Source organism: Pedobacter sp. MC2016-15, assembly GCF_026239695.1.
Classification (GTDB): Bacteria; Bacteroidota; Bacteroidia; order Sphingobacteriales; family Sphingobacteriaceae; genus Pedobacter.
In genome coordinates this window covers 248399-262346 of sequence record NZ_JAPIVS010000001.1, presented here as the reverse complement: position 1 = coordinate 262346, position 13948 = coordinate 248399, and the positions used below count along the sequence as shown (strand labels likewise).

The 13948-nt window shown below is 39.7% G+C and carries 16 protein-coding genes; 8 read left to right on the top strand and 8 right to left on the bottom strand.

The window, feature by feature from the left end:
* Window positions 1–66: 66 nt before the first annotated feature.
* Together OQY15_RS01220 and OQY15_RS01215 are read right to left on the bottom strand one after the other, a co-directional pair.
* Window positions 67–654, bottom strand: coding sequence for a DUF4142 domain-containing protein (locus OQY15_RS01220; RefSeq protein WP_265786746.1), 588 nt, complete (start codon window positions 652–654; stop codon window positions 67–69).
* A gap of 147 nt (window positions 655–801) precedes the next feature.
* Window positions 802–1677, bottom strand: a complete 876-nt coding sequence (locus tag OQY15_RS01215) for an NmrA/HSCARG family protein (RefSeq protein ID WP_265786744.1) — start codon at window positions 1675–1677, stop codon at window positions 802–804.
* Between the two features lie 75 nt (window positions 1678–1752).
* Between OQY15_RS01215 and OQY15_RS01210 the strand changes: the two genes are divergently transcribed.
* Window positions 1753–2112 carry a helix-turn-helix domain-containing protein gene (locus OQY15_RS01210; protein ID WP_265786742.1) on the top strand — a complete coding sequence of 120 codons (360 nt, stop codon included), beginning with the start codon at window positions 1753–1755 and terminating at the stop codon, window positions 2110–2112.
* 205 nt (window positions 2113–2317) lie between these two features.
* On the opposite strand, the gene OQY15_RS01205 is transcribed toward OQY15_RS01210, so the two are convergent.
* Together OQY15_RS01205 and OQY15_RS01200 are read right to left on the bottom strand one after the other, a co-directional pair.
* A complete protein-coding gene (locus OQY15_RS01205; protein ID WP_265786740.1) occupies window positions 2318–2806 on the bottom strand; it encodes a hypothetical protein in 489 nt (162 codons plus the stop codon).
* 154 nt (window positions 2807–2960) lie between these two features.
* Window positions 2961–3311 (bottom strand): hypothetical protein, encoded by a 351-nt coding sequence (locus OQY15_RS01200; protein ID WP_265786738.1) that lies wholly within the window; start codon window positions 3309–3311, stop codon window positions 2961–2963.
* Between the two features lie 247 nt (window positions 3312–3558).
* Between OQY15_RS01200 and OQY15_RS01195 the strand changes: the two genes are divergently transcribed.
* The 3 genes from OQY15_RS01195 (at window position 3559) to OQY15_RS01185 (ending at window position 5494) form a co-directional block, all read left to right on the top strand.
* Window positions 3559–4437, top strand: coding sequence for a response regulator transcription factor (locus OQY15_RS01195; RefSeq protein WP_265786736.1), 879 nt, complete (start codon window positions 3559–3561; stop codon window positions 4435–4437).
* Window positions 4438–4500: 63 nt separating this feature from the next.
* Window positions 4501–5055 carry a sugar O-acetyltransferase gene (locus OQY15_RS01190; RefSeq protein WP_265786734.1) on the top strand — a complete coding sequence of 185 codons (555 nt, stop codon included), beginning with the start codon at window positions 4501–4503 and terminating at the stop codon, window positions 5053–5055.
* Between the two features lie 31 nt (window positions 5056–5086).
* Window positions 5087–5494 (top strand): cupin domain-containing protein, encoded by a 408-nt coding sequence (locus OQY15_RS01185; protein ID WP_265786732.1) that lies wholly within the window; start codon window positions 5087–5089, stop codon window positions 5492–5494.
* A 299-nt stretch (window positions 5495–5793) separates the two neighbouring features.
* On the opposite strand, the gene OQY15_RS01180 is transcribed toward OQY15_RS01185, so the two are convergent.
* Window positions 5794–6552 carry a glucose 1-dehydrogenase gene (locus tag OQY15_RS01180; protein WP_265786730.1) on the bottom strand — a complete coding sequence of 253 codons (759 nt, stop codon included), beginning with the start codon at window positions 6550–6552 and terminating at the stop codon, window positions 5794–5796.
* 109 nt (window positions 6553–6661) lie between these two features.
* Here OQY15_RS01180 and OQY15_RS01175 point away from each other — a divergent pair, with 109 nt between their 5' ends.
* The gene (locus OQY15_RS01175; RefSeq protein ID WP_265786727.1) at window positions 6662–7021 is read left to right on the top strand and encodes a helix-turn-helix domain-containing protein; all 360 of its coding nucleotides are present in this window, start codon (window positions 6662–6664) and stop codon (window positions 7019–7021) included.
* On the opposite strand, the gene OQY15_RS01170 is transcribed toward OQY15_RS01175, so the two are convergent.
* Both OQY15_RS01170 and OQY15_RS01165 read right to left on the bottom strand, forming a co-directional pair.
* The gene (locus OQY15_RS01170; protein WP_265786725.1) at window positions 7008–7400 is read right to left on the bottom strand and encodes a VOC family protein; all 393 of its coding nucleotides are present in this window, start codon (window positions 7398–7400) and stop codon (window positions 7008–7010) included. The genes OQY15_RS01175 and OQY15_RS01170 overlap by 14 nt on opposite strands.
* Window positions 7397–7777: a helix-turn-helix domain-containing protein gene (locus OQY15_RS01165; protein ID WP_265786723.1), complete on the bottom strand. Its 381-nt coding sequence runs from the start codon at window positions 7775–7777 to the stop codon at window positions 7397–7399. The genes OQY15_RS01170 and OQY15_RS01165 overlap by 4 nt, the downstream gene beginning before the upstream one ends.
* A gap of 247 nt (window positions 7778–8024) precedes the next feature.
* Between OQY15_RS01165 and OQY15_RS01160 the strand changes: the two genes are divergently transcribed.
* The 3 genes from OQY15_RS01160 (at window position 8025) to OQY15_RS01150 (ending at window position 12465) form a co-directional block, all read left to right on the top strand.
* A complete protein-coding gene (locus OQY15_RS01160) occupies window positions 8025–8822 on the top strand; it encodes an SDR family NAD(P)-dependent oxidoreductase (RefSeq protein WP_265786721.1) in 798 nt (265 codons plus the stop codon).
* Between the two features lie 170 nt (window positions 8823–8992).
* Window positions 8993–9679 (top strand): amino acid racemase, encoded by a 687-nt coding sequence (locus OQY15_RS01155; RefSeq protein ID WP_265786719.1) that lies wholly within the window; start codon window positions 8993–8995, stop codon window positions 9677–9679.
* A 647-nt stretch (window positions 9680–10326) separates the two neighbouring features.
* Complete coding sequence (locus OQY15_RS01150; protein ID WP_265786717.1) at window positions 10327–12465, top strand: TonB-dependent receptor; 2139 nt, start codon at window positions 10327–10329, stop codon at window positions 12463–12465.
* Between the two features lie 44 nt (window positions 12466–12509).
* On the opposite strand, the gene OQY15_RS01145 is transcribed toward OQY15_RS01150, so the two are convergent.
* On the bottom strand, window positions 12510–13259 hold the full coding sequence (locus OQY15_RS01145; protein ID WP_265786715.1) for an SDR family NAD(P)-dependent oxidoreductase: 750 nt from the start codon (window positions 13257–13259) through the stop codon (window positions 12510–12512).
* Window positions 13260–13948 lie beyond the last annotated feature (689 nt).

The following is a 13948-nucleotide window of genomic DNA, read 5'->3' as shown; positions in this document are numbered from 1 at the left end:
TCTGAATCATTAAAAAGCCAGGATATATCTCCTGGCTTTTTTTATATCTAAAGAAGGAGCATCTTATTAACCTCCAAGTTCACCAAGTATCCGCTTAGTGATGGCTACGTGCTCTTTAAACACGGCAAGAGATAAGGTAGCCAGATGCCTGCCCTGATTTTCTGCAGCTCCGGCCAACTTGCCCTTGCTAATATAACTGGCAGCAAGATCGCGCAGGAATTCATGGTTTTCCAGCTGTGCGGCAATATATGCTTTATCAAATTCCGGTCCTGCCGGTGTATTCTTAATTTTTGCAAGCGTAGCTTTTGCTTTTGCATCCATCGGTGGAACGGGAGTACCCAAGTCTTTTAAGACACCTGTCACTGCGATTGCCTCTGCAAGTTCGAAGCCGGCAAATTCTTTCGTGTTTTTATTGCTTGCCTTGGAGGCTGCAATCTGACTTGTCACCAGGGAAAGTTCAGCGGGGCCGATAACACCCATTCTAAAGGCTTTTTCATTTGCTGCGGTTGGCTCACCGTTATATTCAGTTTCCGCAGCTTGTGCTTCGGAAAGACTCATTAGTGATGCTGCAAGAGAAAATCCTGTTCCTAAAGCAAGGGTTCCGGTAATCGACTTTTTTACAAAGTCTCTGCGGCCTGATTGTTCGTTTTCCATAGTATGGTTGTTTTAATGGTGTAACACGCAGTATATGTACTTGTTTTGAGCGATTTCAACTACCACACTTCAAATAGCTCTTATTCAGAAAATGAACGTATAAAATGTTCAAAATCAATCCGAAGGACCCTTTCTTAAAGCACTCCCTTACTCAACGATAGTCAATAACTTTTCTTTGCCATATTCCTCAATCCATTGGTTGAGAGATAGTCTTGAAGGATGCAGATCTCGGAATTCGTTCACATCGATTTTTGGATATCCGTGTATGTGCAATGCCTCCATAAATAATCCCAGCAATTCATTCTGCTGTTTGATTGCCTCAACAGGAATCTCTATAGGTGTGATCTCAACACCAAGTGCTTTAGAGAAAGCTGCTGCCAAATCTGCTGAAGTAAGAAGTTCACCTGCAATATTCAACACTTTTCCATTGTAAGCTTCTGGTTGTTGAAAAGCAAGTCTGGCAAATACGCCAATATCCTCAACAGAGATGAAAGGCAATTGCATGTCTGCGGGAAGCGGATTGTAAATTAGCTTTTGATCTAAACCATAGTTTGGCAAATAGAAATTTTCATAAAATACTGCAGGCTTTAAAATGGTATACTTTATCCCTGAGTGTATCAGGTATGATTCAATGGTATGTTTGAATAATGGCCTGAAAGATTCTTGCAGCTCTGATCCCATAACCGAAGAATATACAATTTGCTGAACGTTGGCTTGCTTAGCACAGTCTATGATCAGCTTACCTGTCAGCCATTCTGCTTCATCCGTTTTCTGAGTAGGTGCCCATTGAGGAGGCAAAACCAAGAATATACCATAAATGTCATCCATTGCATTTACAATATCAATTTCATTTTCCAAACTTCCTTCGAAGATTTCGGCACCAAGTGACTGTAGCTGCTTTGCCTTCGCTGATTGATGATCTCTGGTAAAAGCTTTTACCTTGAATCCATTATCCAACAGTTGTTTTACTGCAGCTGAACCCTGCTGTCCGGTTGCACCGAATACTAATATTTTCTTGTCCATTTTTATATTTTTAACAAATCTATAGGTTAGTAATTATACATTTGTTATGGATTACCTTTAGGAAAGTGAGTATCTATGGCACAAGAAAATTGTCTTCAGGACATTGAATTATATAAAAAAAGATCGCTCTCATTGAAGGATGCGCTGGAATTGTTAAGCGGAAAATGGAAGCTGGTGGTCCTTCTGCATCTTTATCATCATGGTACTAGCAGATTTAAGGATCTTCAAGAGGGATGTGTTAGTATTAGCCCAAAAGTGCTATCTAAAGAATTGCAGAACCTGGAGATTAATCAATTAATTACCCGGACTGTAAACAACACGAAACCTGTAACAGTTTCTTATGCAATTACAGAACATGCTTTGGAAATTGAACCAGTAATAATGGCTCTTGTAGAGTTTGGTATGAAACATCGAGTGAAAATTACAGCTGCATAATAAGAAGCTGATTTCAAAGCTTTTAAATTTCTATGAGCCGATTAAGGTGTTTATTCGGCTCAAAAAGTGAGCATATTTGAGCCGAATAAACACCTTAATCGGCTCAATATGTATAATTGGTAAATACCACCGTGGCATCGCCAATGGTCTGCAAACGTAAGAACCAGTAACAATACCAAAGGTAAAAAGGTCTATTGCGAGGAGATCAATCCTTATTCTGTCTGGAGAAAGAAAAATTGTATGTTAAGCGTAGACCAATAATAGTTGTATGTCCTTTTGCGTCAACTTTAATGATATCTCCATGAAGATCTATATCTATAAAATGACGTTTGGAAGCTAAAAGTTGATATCCCACAGCAAGAGAAGGTCCAACACCAGTATATAAATCACGTCCGATATAGGCTATCCCACCTGCCATCAGGTGAAATCTATCTGCTGGATAATACTTGCCTGAAATACCAAAATATCCAGAATATGGTCCTTCTAAGCCAATGGCTGGTATCACAGAAATTTTATTTAAAAGTTTTATTTCACCCTGCAATCTACCACCAAAGCCAGTTGGATTATTATAGGAGCCTCTTTTAGAAGAATTCAGGGCAGGACCGATTCCTAAAGCATTTTTAGCCTGGCCTTTAACTGTATTTGTGAAAAAAAGAATGCAATAAAAGAGGAGCGGAAATAATACTTTAGACATTTCTTTATTTTTTCGACTTGGAGCCCTAACATGAGATTCAGTATAATTAACATATACTGAATCTCTATAAACATATTTGATAAATGTAAATATATTAATTGTACTATCAGCTGTTTCCTACGGCTTATTCGATCAGGAAATTATAAAGTTAGATTTAATAATAAGGATTTGCTTGACTAGGCCATTTACCGCGCAGCGTATCTTGCTTCTTAACTTCTGTAGTTGTACCGGTTCCTGTTGCTATAAATCTGTCTGCACTGCTCATAGTTGTATCTGCAGCTTTACTTTCTCCAGGGTGTGTATCTCCAGCTTCTGCTGTATTTTCTCCACTTAAGCTGCCCGTGCCAGTACCAGGTCCGGTACCTGTACGAGTTTCCCCGTGTGCATTTGCGCTTTCGCTGGTTGCAGAGTCGTTGTGAGAATTCGCATCACTGGATTGTTCGGAAGAACATGCGATAGCGAAAATGCCAATAAATACAGGGAGGATAATTGGTTTCAATTTCATAGTATGTAGTTTATATTGTGTTCATAAAAAACGAGAGCATATGACCCAGATCTTAGTTTATAACTAATTTATCATCAAATTGTTCCTGTTTTTTTTATGACGCTAGTATTCCTATCTGCGATGTGGCCAATTCATTGTAACATGCTGATTCATGTATTCCCTTCCTGACCTGAGATTTTAACACGCCAATAGTCAGCACCAAAAATATGTTCAGATAGATTCCGTTTGATTTTCTTAATTTTGCCGAATGCCTGAAAAGATAATAAGATCAGTCTCTGATTTCAATTCCGAACTAAAGCTCAAAGGATTTAACGTATTTCGTATACATGAGGATGAAGCTGCAACACGCACCTATAGCAGGAAGGACTTCTACAAAATATGTCTCACTACAGGAAGTAGCGCCATACATTATGCGGATCGGAGCTTTGATGCTGAGGGTACTGTCTTGTTTTTTGGGAATCCTCATGTGCCATATTCATGGGAAACCTTATCAAGTACCTACGTTGGATATACCTGCCTGTTCTCAGAGGAATTTTTTAAGGTATCTGATCGGGGTGACATGTTGCAACAATCACCCTTCTTCAGAATTGGAGGTACACCCATTTTAAAAATCACTGAGGATCAGCGCATCTTTCTGAATTCTCTTTTCGAAAAATTGATAGAAGAGCAAAAGAGTGAATATCCATTTAAGGATGATCTCATTAGAAATTATATCAATCTGATCTTGCATGAAGCCATGAAACTTCAACCTTCAGAAAATTTCGATCAGCAAAAAAATGCTGCTTCAAGAATTGGCGCTGTATTCCTTGAACTGCTTGAAAGACAATTTCCTGTAGAGAGTCCAGATAAACCTTTAAGCTTGAAAACCCCGCAGGACTACGCGCAAAACATGTCCATACATGTCAATTATTTGAATCGTATGGTTAAAGAAGCTACAGGAAAACCAACAAGCCATCATATTGCGGAGCGAGTCATAGCAGAAGCTAAGGCACTTCTACAACATACCGACTGGAACATAGCAGACATAGCCTATTCCCTCGGCTTTGAATACCCCAGCTACTTCAACAACTACTTTAAAAGAATGACAGGTACCAATCCAAAGGCCCTTCGTTCTATCGAAGTTTGAAACTCTTAAGCATTGGTTTGATTTTCATAAACTGCAAAAGGTCGGGTAACCGACCTTTGTTGCATGAAGGATATTTTCGAAAGACTGCGGTCTGCTGAACTTGTCGAGCTCAGTGATCCAGAGTTCGCCAAAGTCAATGAATTGGTTGAACGTACACTCCGTCTAACCCCCGAGCTGAATACTGCAACAACTATTGAAGCAGTTCGTGAGAAGTTAGGGGATATCATCGGTACACCTGTAGACGAGACTACTACCATTTTTGCCCCTTTTCATACCAATCTCGGCCGTTTTATCACACTGGGTAAACACGTCTTTATCAATCATGCATGTTCTTTTCTTGATATGGGCGGAATCACTCTGGAAGATCATGTCTTACTCGGTCCCAGAGTAAATCTGGTTACCGAAAATCATCCGCTCAACCCGGCCACACGCCGCGGGATGCTCTGTAAACCTATTTTAATCAAGCGGAATGCCTGGATAGGTGCTGGTGCAACAATTTTGCCGGGAGTAACAGTTGGTGAAAATTCTGTAGTTGCAGCAGGTGCTGTGGTTAGTAAAGATGTTCCAGACAATACCGTGGTGGGCGGAGTTCCGGCCAAATTCATCAAGAATATTTAACAATAAATAGATTATTAAAATAAGAAATATAATGGCTAAACATGAAGAAGTACGGGAAGGTAAACTTTTCCCAATTGGAGATAAAAATGATGCATTTGCGCAGTATTTTATTGGACAAAGTTATTTGAAAACACTTGTTGCAGATCCCGCCATCAATGTGGGCGTTGGAAAAGTTACTTTCGAACCAGGCTGCCGTAATAAGTGGCACATCCACCGCGGGGGTTATCAAATATTATTAGTAACCGGCGGTGAAGGTTGGTACCAGGAAGAGGGAAAACCTGCTCAATTTCTGAAGACCGGCGACGTAATTGTAACGCATGACGGCGTAAAACACTGGCATGGAGCCACAAATGATAGTTGGTTCGAGCATATTGCCATAACGGCTGGCAAACCAGAGTGGTTAGAACCAGTTAGTGATGACCAATATCCAAAGATTTAATTGTATAAATTAATATAGCTTATTGGCTGACCGAAAGCCTGGTGCTCCCTGACAGTCTAGTCCTAGTATTGTTTTAAAACCATACTAGGACTGGACAATTATCTTTTTTAAAATAACTATGACAAAATCTCTCATTATTTTTTTAGTTGTACTGTTAGTATAATTGCTAATGCTATTTTTCTATGGACTAAAGTAGCGGGCATGAATTTATATTTAATAAGAATGAGATACTTGTGATTAAAAGAGGTCAGAACAAACAACGGATTGTCGTTCTGACCATAAATAAGATTATTCAATATTTAGTATCCAACACCTCTAACGCCACCTGAAGCCCTGATTGATTCACCCGTTATCCAATGCGCATCATCTGAAGCAAGGAAGACAGCAAGAGGGGCTATATCTTCTGGTTCACCAAACCTACCAAGCGGTGTTCCTGCAATTAATTTATCACCAAGGTCGCCATCAAAATTTCCTGCTGTAGCTGGAGTATTTGTATGTCCAGGAAGTATTGAATTAACCCGTATTTTATTAGGACCAAGCTCTCTTGCCAATGCGAGTGTGATCGTGTCAACCGCTCCTTTAGTAGCAGAGTAAACGCTTGACGCAAGGTATGGATCGGTACTAAGGATAGAACTGATATTGATGATACTGCCGCCTTTCTTGTCCATGTGCTTAAGAGCCTGCTGTGCTGCCAACATATAGCCTAAAACATTCAAATTAAATTGTTTGTGGAAGGCCTCTTCCGTTAAGTCTCCAATCATCTCAAATATTGCAAGTCCGGCATTATTGACAAGGATATCAATTGAACCAAACTCTGTTTTTGCTGTATCAAACAATCGTCTGACATCTGCAGATTTGCTCATGTCAGCCTGAACAGCCAACGCTTTACCGCCCTTTGATTGTATTTCGCTGACCACCTGATCAGCATCATTTTTACCTGAAGCGTAATTGATTACGACAGTAGCTCCCGATAAGCCTAGCGCTTTTGCGATGCCTGCACCAATACCTTTCGAGGCTCCAGTTACTATCGCTACTTTATTTTTGAGTTTTGTATCCATTTTAATTTTATTGATGAATAATTTATGAGGCAAAACTAAATTAAAGTAACTTTACTTTTGATATGGGTTTCCTTGAGTAAAGCGGGTATCCTTTAAAGATATGTTAAGAATGGAAAAAGTAAAATCGTTAGCTGAAGAAAAAGGGGATTGCTCCCGGATACTTTTTGCGATACAGGATGCTCTGGATATGATAAGTGGTAAATGGAAGATCAAAGTGATCAGCGTTCTGCTTTATGGCAAAAAAAACTTCAGCGACTTACAAAGACAGATTGATGGTCTTGGGGCCAAAATGCTTTCTAAAGAGCTACAGGATCTGGAGGTCAATGGAATCATTACACGTACGGTCAACACCACAAAACCTATTACCGTGAGTTATGAGCTAACAATATATGGCCACACGCTTGAGCCAATTATCAGGGCACTTGCTGATTGGGGAACTGAACACAGGCACAAGATCACAGGGCGCTGATCGCATTCGGTGTATATGCTACCTCTATCACCTGTCCGTCTGGATCATAGAAATCGATGGTGTAGTAATCTTTTGAATACGGCATTGTTAGTGGACCGCGAATAATTCTTGTCCCTGCAGTCACTAGCACATCATTTACCTGATCAACCTCCTTTTTTTTCATGGCTTGAAAGCAAAGATGCCTCATCCCAAGAGATTTTGTTTTCTCAATTCCTTTCATCTCCATGAAATAAATCACTATAGTGCCGTTTGAAAATGAAACGTTACTGATCTGTTTCCAGCCAATGAAAGTAAGGAAACTATTGTAAAATGTTATACTTGTTTCCAGATCTGAAACCCAAAATTCGATGTGATTTATGCCGTATTGTAATTTATTCATGATTGCTGGGCTTTTGTTATCATTTTGCTTCTTGCCTCTAGTATTGCTGGCTGGCTATCTGCCGCCCACTTCTTTAACATATTGATAGAAGGCAGCAAACTTTCTCCTAAAACTGTTAGTGAATATTCTACCCTGGGAGGCACCTGTGGGTAAACTTTTCTATCAATAAGCCCATCGGTTTCTAAACTTTTTAATGTTACCGTCAGCATCTTTTGCGATATGCTCGCTATTTTGTGGTCCAGCTCGCTGTAACGCAAAGTTCCTTCACTCAAAATATCTACGATCATCAAAGACCATTTATCACCTACACGGTCCAGCAAATTGCGTATACCGCAATCTGCCATATCAAAGTCCTTTTTAATTTCTTTTCTAATCATATCTTATTGATAATCAACATTACAAACATCCAAGTTCGTGACGGATTTTTGAGTACGTTCTTGTCCGGAGGTCGTCTGCGAAATACATTTGACTATCCAAAAGTAGGTTTAAACAATTTAAGATCACTGATAAAGAAAAAATATTAAGGTCAATTCTCGAAGAGACAGTGAAAGATAGTACCTCGACATATAAATTTTAAACTTCGCTTTTGGTGCACAGAAAATTTGAAAATAATCGAATAAAAAAATGGATTTAAGAATTAAAGGAAAAAGAGCATTGATTACCGGATCTAGTTCGGGCTTGGGAGAGGCAATCGCCATTATGTTAGCGGCCGAAGGTGCTGAAGTTATTGTACACGGTCGTGATAAAGAGCGAACTAAAGCAGTTATGGATAAGATCAATCAGACGGGTGGTACAGCGTTTTATGGGATAGGTGATCTCACTACCGAAGAAGGAGCTGATAGGGTGGCAGCGGCAGCGCTTGCAGATGGACAAGTAGATATATTGATTAATAATGCCGGGATTTATCATGGACAACAGTGGATGGATGTAACATCTGCAGAATGGCTTGAAACTTACAATACGAATGTCGTATCAGGCATAAGGATGGTTCAACGTCTATTGCCTCAAATGCGCGGGCTTGGCTGGGGAAGGATTGTACAGATTGGTGGAATTACTGCTATTCAGCCGATGGCCATTCAGCCGGATTATAATGCTTCGATGGCAGCAAGACATAACTTAACGGTATCATTGGCGAGGGACCTTAAAGGGTCGGAAATTACCTCAAATACCGTAGCACCAGGAGCTATGATGGTAGAATCTGTGAAAAATCTGATTCTGGAAATGGCAGCGCAAAATAATTGGGGTGATCTATGGGATGAAATCGAAAAAAATGCAGCTGCCCAGTTCATACAAAATGATACAGGAAGGTTCGGTAAGCCAGAAGAAGTAGCAGGGGCTGTAGCTTACCTCATGAGCACATTCGCTGATAACATTACTGGATCAATGATTCGGGTAGATGGCGGTCAAACATTTTCTGTTTAGATTCATATCATAGTTTGATTAACAGTGTACATTCATTTACGGTAAACTTTGTCAAGTTTACTTCTCAAAAGGAGGGAATTTTCTCTCCTTTTAATCTCAACCTGCTATAAATAAATTACTGATTATTTAATTCGCCTTAAAGCATTTAAATTCGCTGAAAAAACATATTGATGAAAACAATTGGTATCATTGGCGGCTTAAGCCCAGAGTCTACCGTCGTGTATTACAAGGGGCTAAATGACGGTATAAGAGAAAGAACAGGCCGTCAACATCAAGCTAAAATAACCATTAATTCAGTTGATGGAGGCGAGATCTGGAAATTTCGTCAACAGAATGACTGGAATGCGCAGGGTAAGATCGTTGCTGAAGCAGCACTTTCCTTAGAAAAAGCAGGTGCTGATTTCATCCTGTTAGCCGGAAACACAATGCACAGGGTTTCGGATGCTATCGAATCAGTCATTAATCTTCCTTTCCTGCATCTGATAGATGTTACTGCGAAAAGGATAAAGGCAGAGGGGATAACAATAGTTGGCTTAACCGGCACCAGTGTGACTATGACCGATAAGTTTTACATTGAGAGGTTGGCTAAATTTGGTATTACTACCATTATTCCGAATCCAGAGGACGTTGAAAGTATGGATCGGATAATCTATAATGAACTTATTTGGGGAATTATATCGCCCGAATCTAGAATAATATTTACTGATATTATCAGGCGGCTTACTGACTCAGGTGCGGAAGGAGTTATATTAGGCTGCACGGAACTCACACTGTTTATGCCATTAAATTACGATACAAAAATCTTTGATACAACTCAAATTCATATTGAAGAAGCATTAAATTTAGCGATTACTTAGATAGACTATGTCATCAATAAATGATATCACATGGCGATCACTATCTATATTCTAAATCGGTTTGATCCATCAGCAGTTTAAACTATCTTTGCCGCCATGTACAAGAATTGTATCATTTGGATCTTTCTATTCTCTGTCATCTCAAGCAATTTTTCAGGATTGTTTGTTTATGCAGGGTATGAAATGAACCGTGATTACATTACTTCAACTTTCTGTGTTAATAAGGCAAAGCCCTGGATGAACTGTAATGGTAAATGTTACCTTATGCGAAAGGTCAGGGAGGCAGAAAAGAATGAAAATAATCAGGCAGCTAAACTAGCGCTTTCATCATTGTCTGTTACATTCTGTCAAAAGGCTTCAGTTATTTTGTTCAGTGATAGTCAGACTTTAATTGACTCTGAGACTGGTTATATGCCGTACAGCTATTCCTACACCAGTCAGTACATTACGCAGATATTCCGACCGCCAAAATCGGAGGCTTAAATAAGAATCGAGCCAAGGCTCTATATCATCAATTATTTTTCATCGAATACTTATAGTTATCAAGCTTTCCAAGGCATGTAGCTAACCTGTGTGGCTATTTTTGTGTGCCCGCAGATTATTCGATATACGACAATATATCCAGCGTTTATATTTTTTAAGCAGTCATGTACAAATATATTATTGCTGCATTCCTCCTGAGCCTCACTATAGGTTCTCATGCGCAGCAGCAAAAAGACCAAAGAAAAGATACTTCAGCAAATAATTTAAATGAAGTACAAGTTAGTTCGAGATATTACCGCCACTATAAGCCCAGTCACTCTTCAAATACATTAAAATTAAACACGCCACTATTGGCACTTCCACAAAACATACAGGTCATTGATAAAAGTGTAATTCTTGATCAGCAATCTATCAATGTCACAGAAGGCGTTACGCGCAATGTAAGCGGGGCCTTGAGGAATAATAGCGCCGATTTCTACGGCCCCTTAATCTTTATGCGGGGCGCCGCAATTAACACCTTAAGAAACGGTATCGATTTATCCATGATCTACTATGGACCCATGCCAGAAGATGCCGCAATTATTGACAGGATGGAGTTTATTAAAGGGCCAGCAGGTTTTATGAATGCTATTGGCGATCCTGCAGGTTCTTTTAATATCGTGACAAAAAGCCCAACAGGTACCAACAACAATACCCTCAGTTTGACTACAGGAAGTTTTAACCTGTATCGCCTGACGGGTGACTTCGACGGTAATCTTGATAGGAATAAGAAATGGCAGTACCGCCTGAATGTAGTGGGACAAAAAGCTAAATCCTTTCAGAAGTTTGCTTTTAATGATAAGCTACTGATTAATCCTGTACTGAGATACAATATCAACTCTCATTCCTCCATTACTGCAGAGTATATTTATCAAAAACAGGAATTTTTGCAGTACCTGCTTACAGTTTTTACGCCAAACGGATTCGGAACACTTCCCCGAGATTTTAGCATTGCTGATCCTGGTAAGGACCCCATAAAGGCAAGCGAGAATAATGGCTTTGTAACGTATAACAATGTGCTTAATGATAACTGGCAGTTCACAGCCAGGGCCACCTTCGCTCAAAGTCGTTTGGACGGAAATTACTTTTTTGTATCCGCTTACAATCAGGCCAACCCGTCGCTATTACAGCGCAGGGTAACTTATGAGAAATTTAAAACTGGAGTATATGCGTTCCAGGCTTACCTGAACGGTCAATTTAATACAGGTTTCGTTGCTCATAAGTTAGTAACGGGGATAGATGCAAACAGGAAAAAACTATTAGCATATTCTGGTTATAATGACAAAACGGCTAATCAAACATTGTATCCCCTTGATGTAAATAACCCTATCTTTAATATTGATTTCGATGACAACAGGAAGGTAGGGGACTTGGAAAGCATTGCTACAAATAAACAAGCCGTAGCATATTATGCGGGATATGTGCAAGATGAGCTAAGCATGTTTCACAATAAATTGCGGCTTACGCTTGCCGCAAGATTTACATCGTCTGAAAGCAGTATTAAAAAGCCAACGCAAACTAGTGTATCAGATGCTGTCTTCACTCCAAGAGCAGGATTGAGTTATTCTATCTTAAAGGATTTCTCTATCTATGGTTTGTATGATCAGACGTTTACGCCGCAGAGCGGTATCAGCGTTGATGGCGGTGTTTTTGATCCCCTAAAGGGTAAAAACATTGAGGCTGGTTTAAAGAAGGATTGGGCTGAAGGCAAGTGGAATACAACGCTCTCCCTGTATCATATTACCCGCGATAATATCATTGTGACAGATCCTCAAACCAATCTGCAATCACAAATCGGACAAACAAAATCCAAAGGAATTGAATTTGATGCAAAAGGAGAAATCGTAAAGGGACTGAATGTTATCATCAATTATGCATATACGGATTCTTATATCAGCAAAGATGCCAATCCAATATATATTGGCCGGACTTCTCCTTATCGCGTAAAACACATCCAGAACACATGGGTAAATTACCGCTTACCTTTTCAAGCTTTAAGAGGTGTGACGGTCTCTGGTGGTTATCAGTTTCAGGCAGGTAGATCAGGCAGATATTACCAGGATTCGAACGTGGTTATAGGCAACATTTTTCGGGTAGATGCAGGTTTAGGATGGTCTAATCAAAGGTTTTCTGTAAATGGGATAGTAAACAATGTTTTCAACCGTCTTAATTATGGCAGTGCCTGGACACGACCAACCGGATTGTTTGCGTATGTTCCTTTTCCCCCAACAGAAGCAAGGCTGACTTTGGGATATTCATTCTGACGTAATTAAATATGGTGGGGACGGTTTTACAGCAACAGATTGATTTAACTGCTCATAACCGCTCCACCGTTCATATCAATCACTTGTCCTGTCATGGCAGCCTGACTAAGCAAATAAGCAACAAGTCCGGCAATTTCTTCAGGTCTGCTCATTCTCCTGAGCGGAACGCTTTGCATAGCGATGTCATAAAATTCTTCTTTTGTGATTCCTATGCCATCGGCTATTCCCTGCATACCGGTTTGCGATAGTTCTGTATCAACCCAGCCCGGACAAATAGCATTCACTAAAATTTTTTCCTGAGCATATTGCACAGCCCATGAGCGCATCAGACCTAATAACCCTGCCTTAGAAGCACAATATGCTGAATAATTAGCCACTCCTAGGCGGGCCAAAACAGAGGAAGTTATTAAGATATGACGATCACCCTCCGCAGATCGAAGGTTCGGCAAAAAAGTATTTACAAAATTATAAGTGCCAGTAAGATTGGTTGCGATAATATCTCCCCAACGATCAGTTTTGCCCCACTGGTTCTCACCGCCAATGCCGGCATTGGCTATCAGGCCATGAATTGAAATATCCTTTAATTGTAATGAAGCATTTTCCAGACTTTCTTGATCACGTATATCAGCTGTGATGGCCAAACAGCGATCTTTCGGTAATTGCATTAGTGTTTGATTCAGTCTGAGCTCGTCTCGGCCCAAAAGGATGCAGTTGTGTCCATTTTTTACTAATTCAAGAGTTATAGCCTGGCCGATTCCGCTACCAGCACCACTAATCAAATATGTTTTACTCATGTGTCAAACATACGATGTAACTACTCATTTTCCGCTAGCTATGATTATTTCTTTTAATATTGTTATACCGAATGGCGTTTATCACTTCCTCGTATAGGCTGCACTCATCCGCTAAAAGTCTGCACTTTTCCATTCGTGTAATGGTCGTATATTGTTCGTATATTGGTTTGTATTAACTGTATGATATACTCTTGTTGGGAGCATGTTGGAAAGAGGTTGGCAGGACCTAAGTCTAACCAACCCCTTTCCAATATGCTTCCAACAAGCTCTCAACCTTGAGGAAATACTGAGCAATACACGAACAATACATAATCTGTATACATATTATAGCAGAAGATATTTATTCGGAGCTTGCTCGCAGTATAATTTAATTATGATCAAGGGTATTCCAGAAAACTGGTTAACCTGCAACACAGAATAATATTAATGTATTTTCTCTATTGTTTAATTAAATCTTTATAGTTACATTTGTGGTATTAAAATAAATGTATTATGAGTAATTGTTAAACAACATATTAATTTTACAACATCTCAAAATATTTGAGGTGCTCTATTTAAGAACCTCGTCCGCGCGAATGTGGAAATTTAAGCAGACACGAGTGATAAGTAGAGCGCCGGATTTCTATATTTACAAAATATAGGTCCGGGGCAGCTTATTGTAGTGTCTGAATAGTTTACTATTCCCCGAT

What these genes read in the sequence shown, in the direction of transcription:
- OQY15_RS01220 (WP_265786746.1), bottom strand. Translation starts at nt 654, where the DNA reads ATGGAAAACGAACAATCAGGCCGCAGAGACTTTGTAAAAAAGTCGATT.
- OQY15_RS01215 (WP_265786744.1), bottom strand. Translation starts at nt 1,677, where the DNA reads ATGGACAAGAAAATATTAGTATTCGGTGCAACCGGACAGCAGGGTTCA.
- OQY15_RS01210 (WP_265786742.1), top strand. Translation starts at nt 1,753, where the DNA reads ATGGCACAAGAAAATTGTCTTCAGGACATTGAATTATATAAAAAAAGA.
- OQY15_RS01205 (WP_265786740.1), bottom strand. Translation starts at nt 2,806, where the DNA reads ATGTCTAAAGTATTATTTCCGCTCCTCTTTTATTGCATTCTTTTTTTC.
- OQY15_RS01200 (WP_265786738.1), bottom strand. Translation starts at nt 3,311, where the DNA reads ATGAAATTGAAACCAATTATCCTCCCTGTATTTATTGGCATTTTCGCT.
- OQY15_RS01195 (WP_265786736.1), top strand. Translation starts at nt 3,559, where the DNA reads ATGCCTGAAAAGATAATAAGATCAGTCTCTGATTTCAATTCCGAACTA.
- OQY15_RS01190 (WP_265786734.1), top strand. Translation starts at nt 4,501, where the DNA reads ATGAAGGATATTTTCGAAAGACTGCGGTCTGCTGAACTTGTCGAGCTC.
- OQY15_RS01185 (WP_265786732.1), top strand. Translation starts at nt 5,087, where the DNA reads ATGGCTAAACATGAAGAAGTACGGGAAGGTAAACTTTTCCCAATTGGA.
- OQY15_RS01180 (WP_265786730.1), bottom strand. Translation starts at nt 6,552, where the DNA reads ATGGATACAAAACTCAAAAATAAAGTAGCGATAGTAACTGGAGCCTCG.
- OQY15_RS01175 (WP_265786727.1), top strand. Translation starts at nt 6,662, where the DNA reads ATGGAAAAAGTAAAATCGTTAGCTGAAGAAAAAGGGGATTGCTCCCGG.
- OQY15_RS01170 (WP_265786725.1), bottom strand. Translation starts at nt 7,400, where the DNA reads ATGAATAAATTACAATACGGCATAAATCACATCGAATTTTGGGTTTCA.
- OQY15_RS01165 (WP_265786723.1), bottom strand. Translation starts at nt 7,777, where the DNA reads ATGATTAGAAAAGAAATTAAAAAGGACTTTGATATGGCAGATTGCGGT.
- OQY15_RS01160 (WP_265786721.1), top strand. Translation starts at nt 8,025, where the DNA reads ATGGATTTAAGAATTAAAGGAAAAAGAGCATTGATTACCGGATCTAGT.
- OQY15_RS01155 (WP_265786719.1), top strand. Translation starts at nt 8,993, where the DNA reads ATGAAAACAATTGGTATCATTGGCGGCTTAAGCCCAGAGTCTACCGTC.
- OQY15_RS01150 (WP_265786717.1), top strand. Translation starts at nt 10,327, where the DNA reads ATGTACAAATATATTATTGCTGCATTCCTCCTGAGCCTCACTATAGGT.
- OQY15_RS01145 (WP_265786715.1), bottom strand. Translation starts at nt 13,259, where the DNA reads ATGAGTAAAACATATTTGATTAGTGGTGCTGGTAGCGGAATCGGCCAG.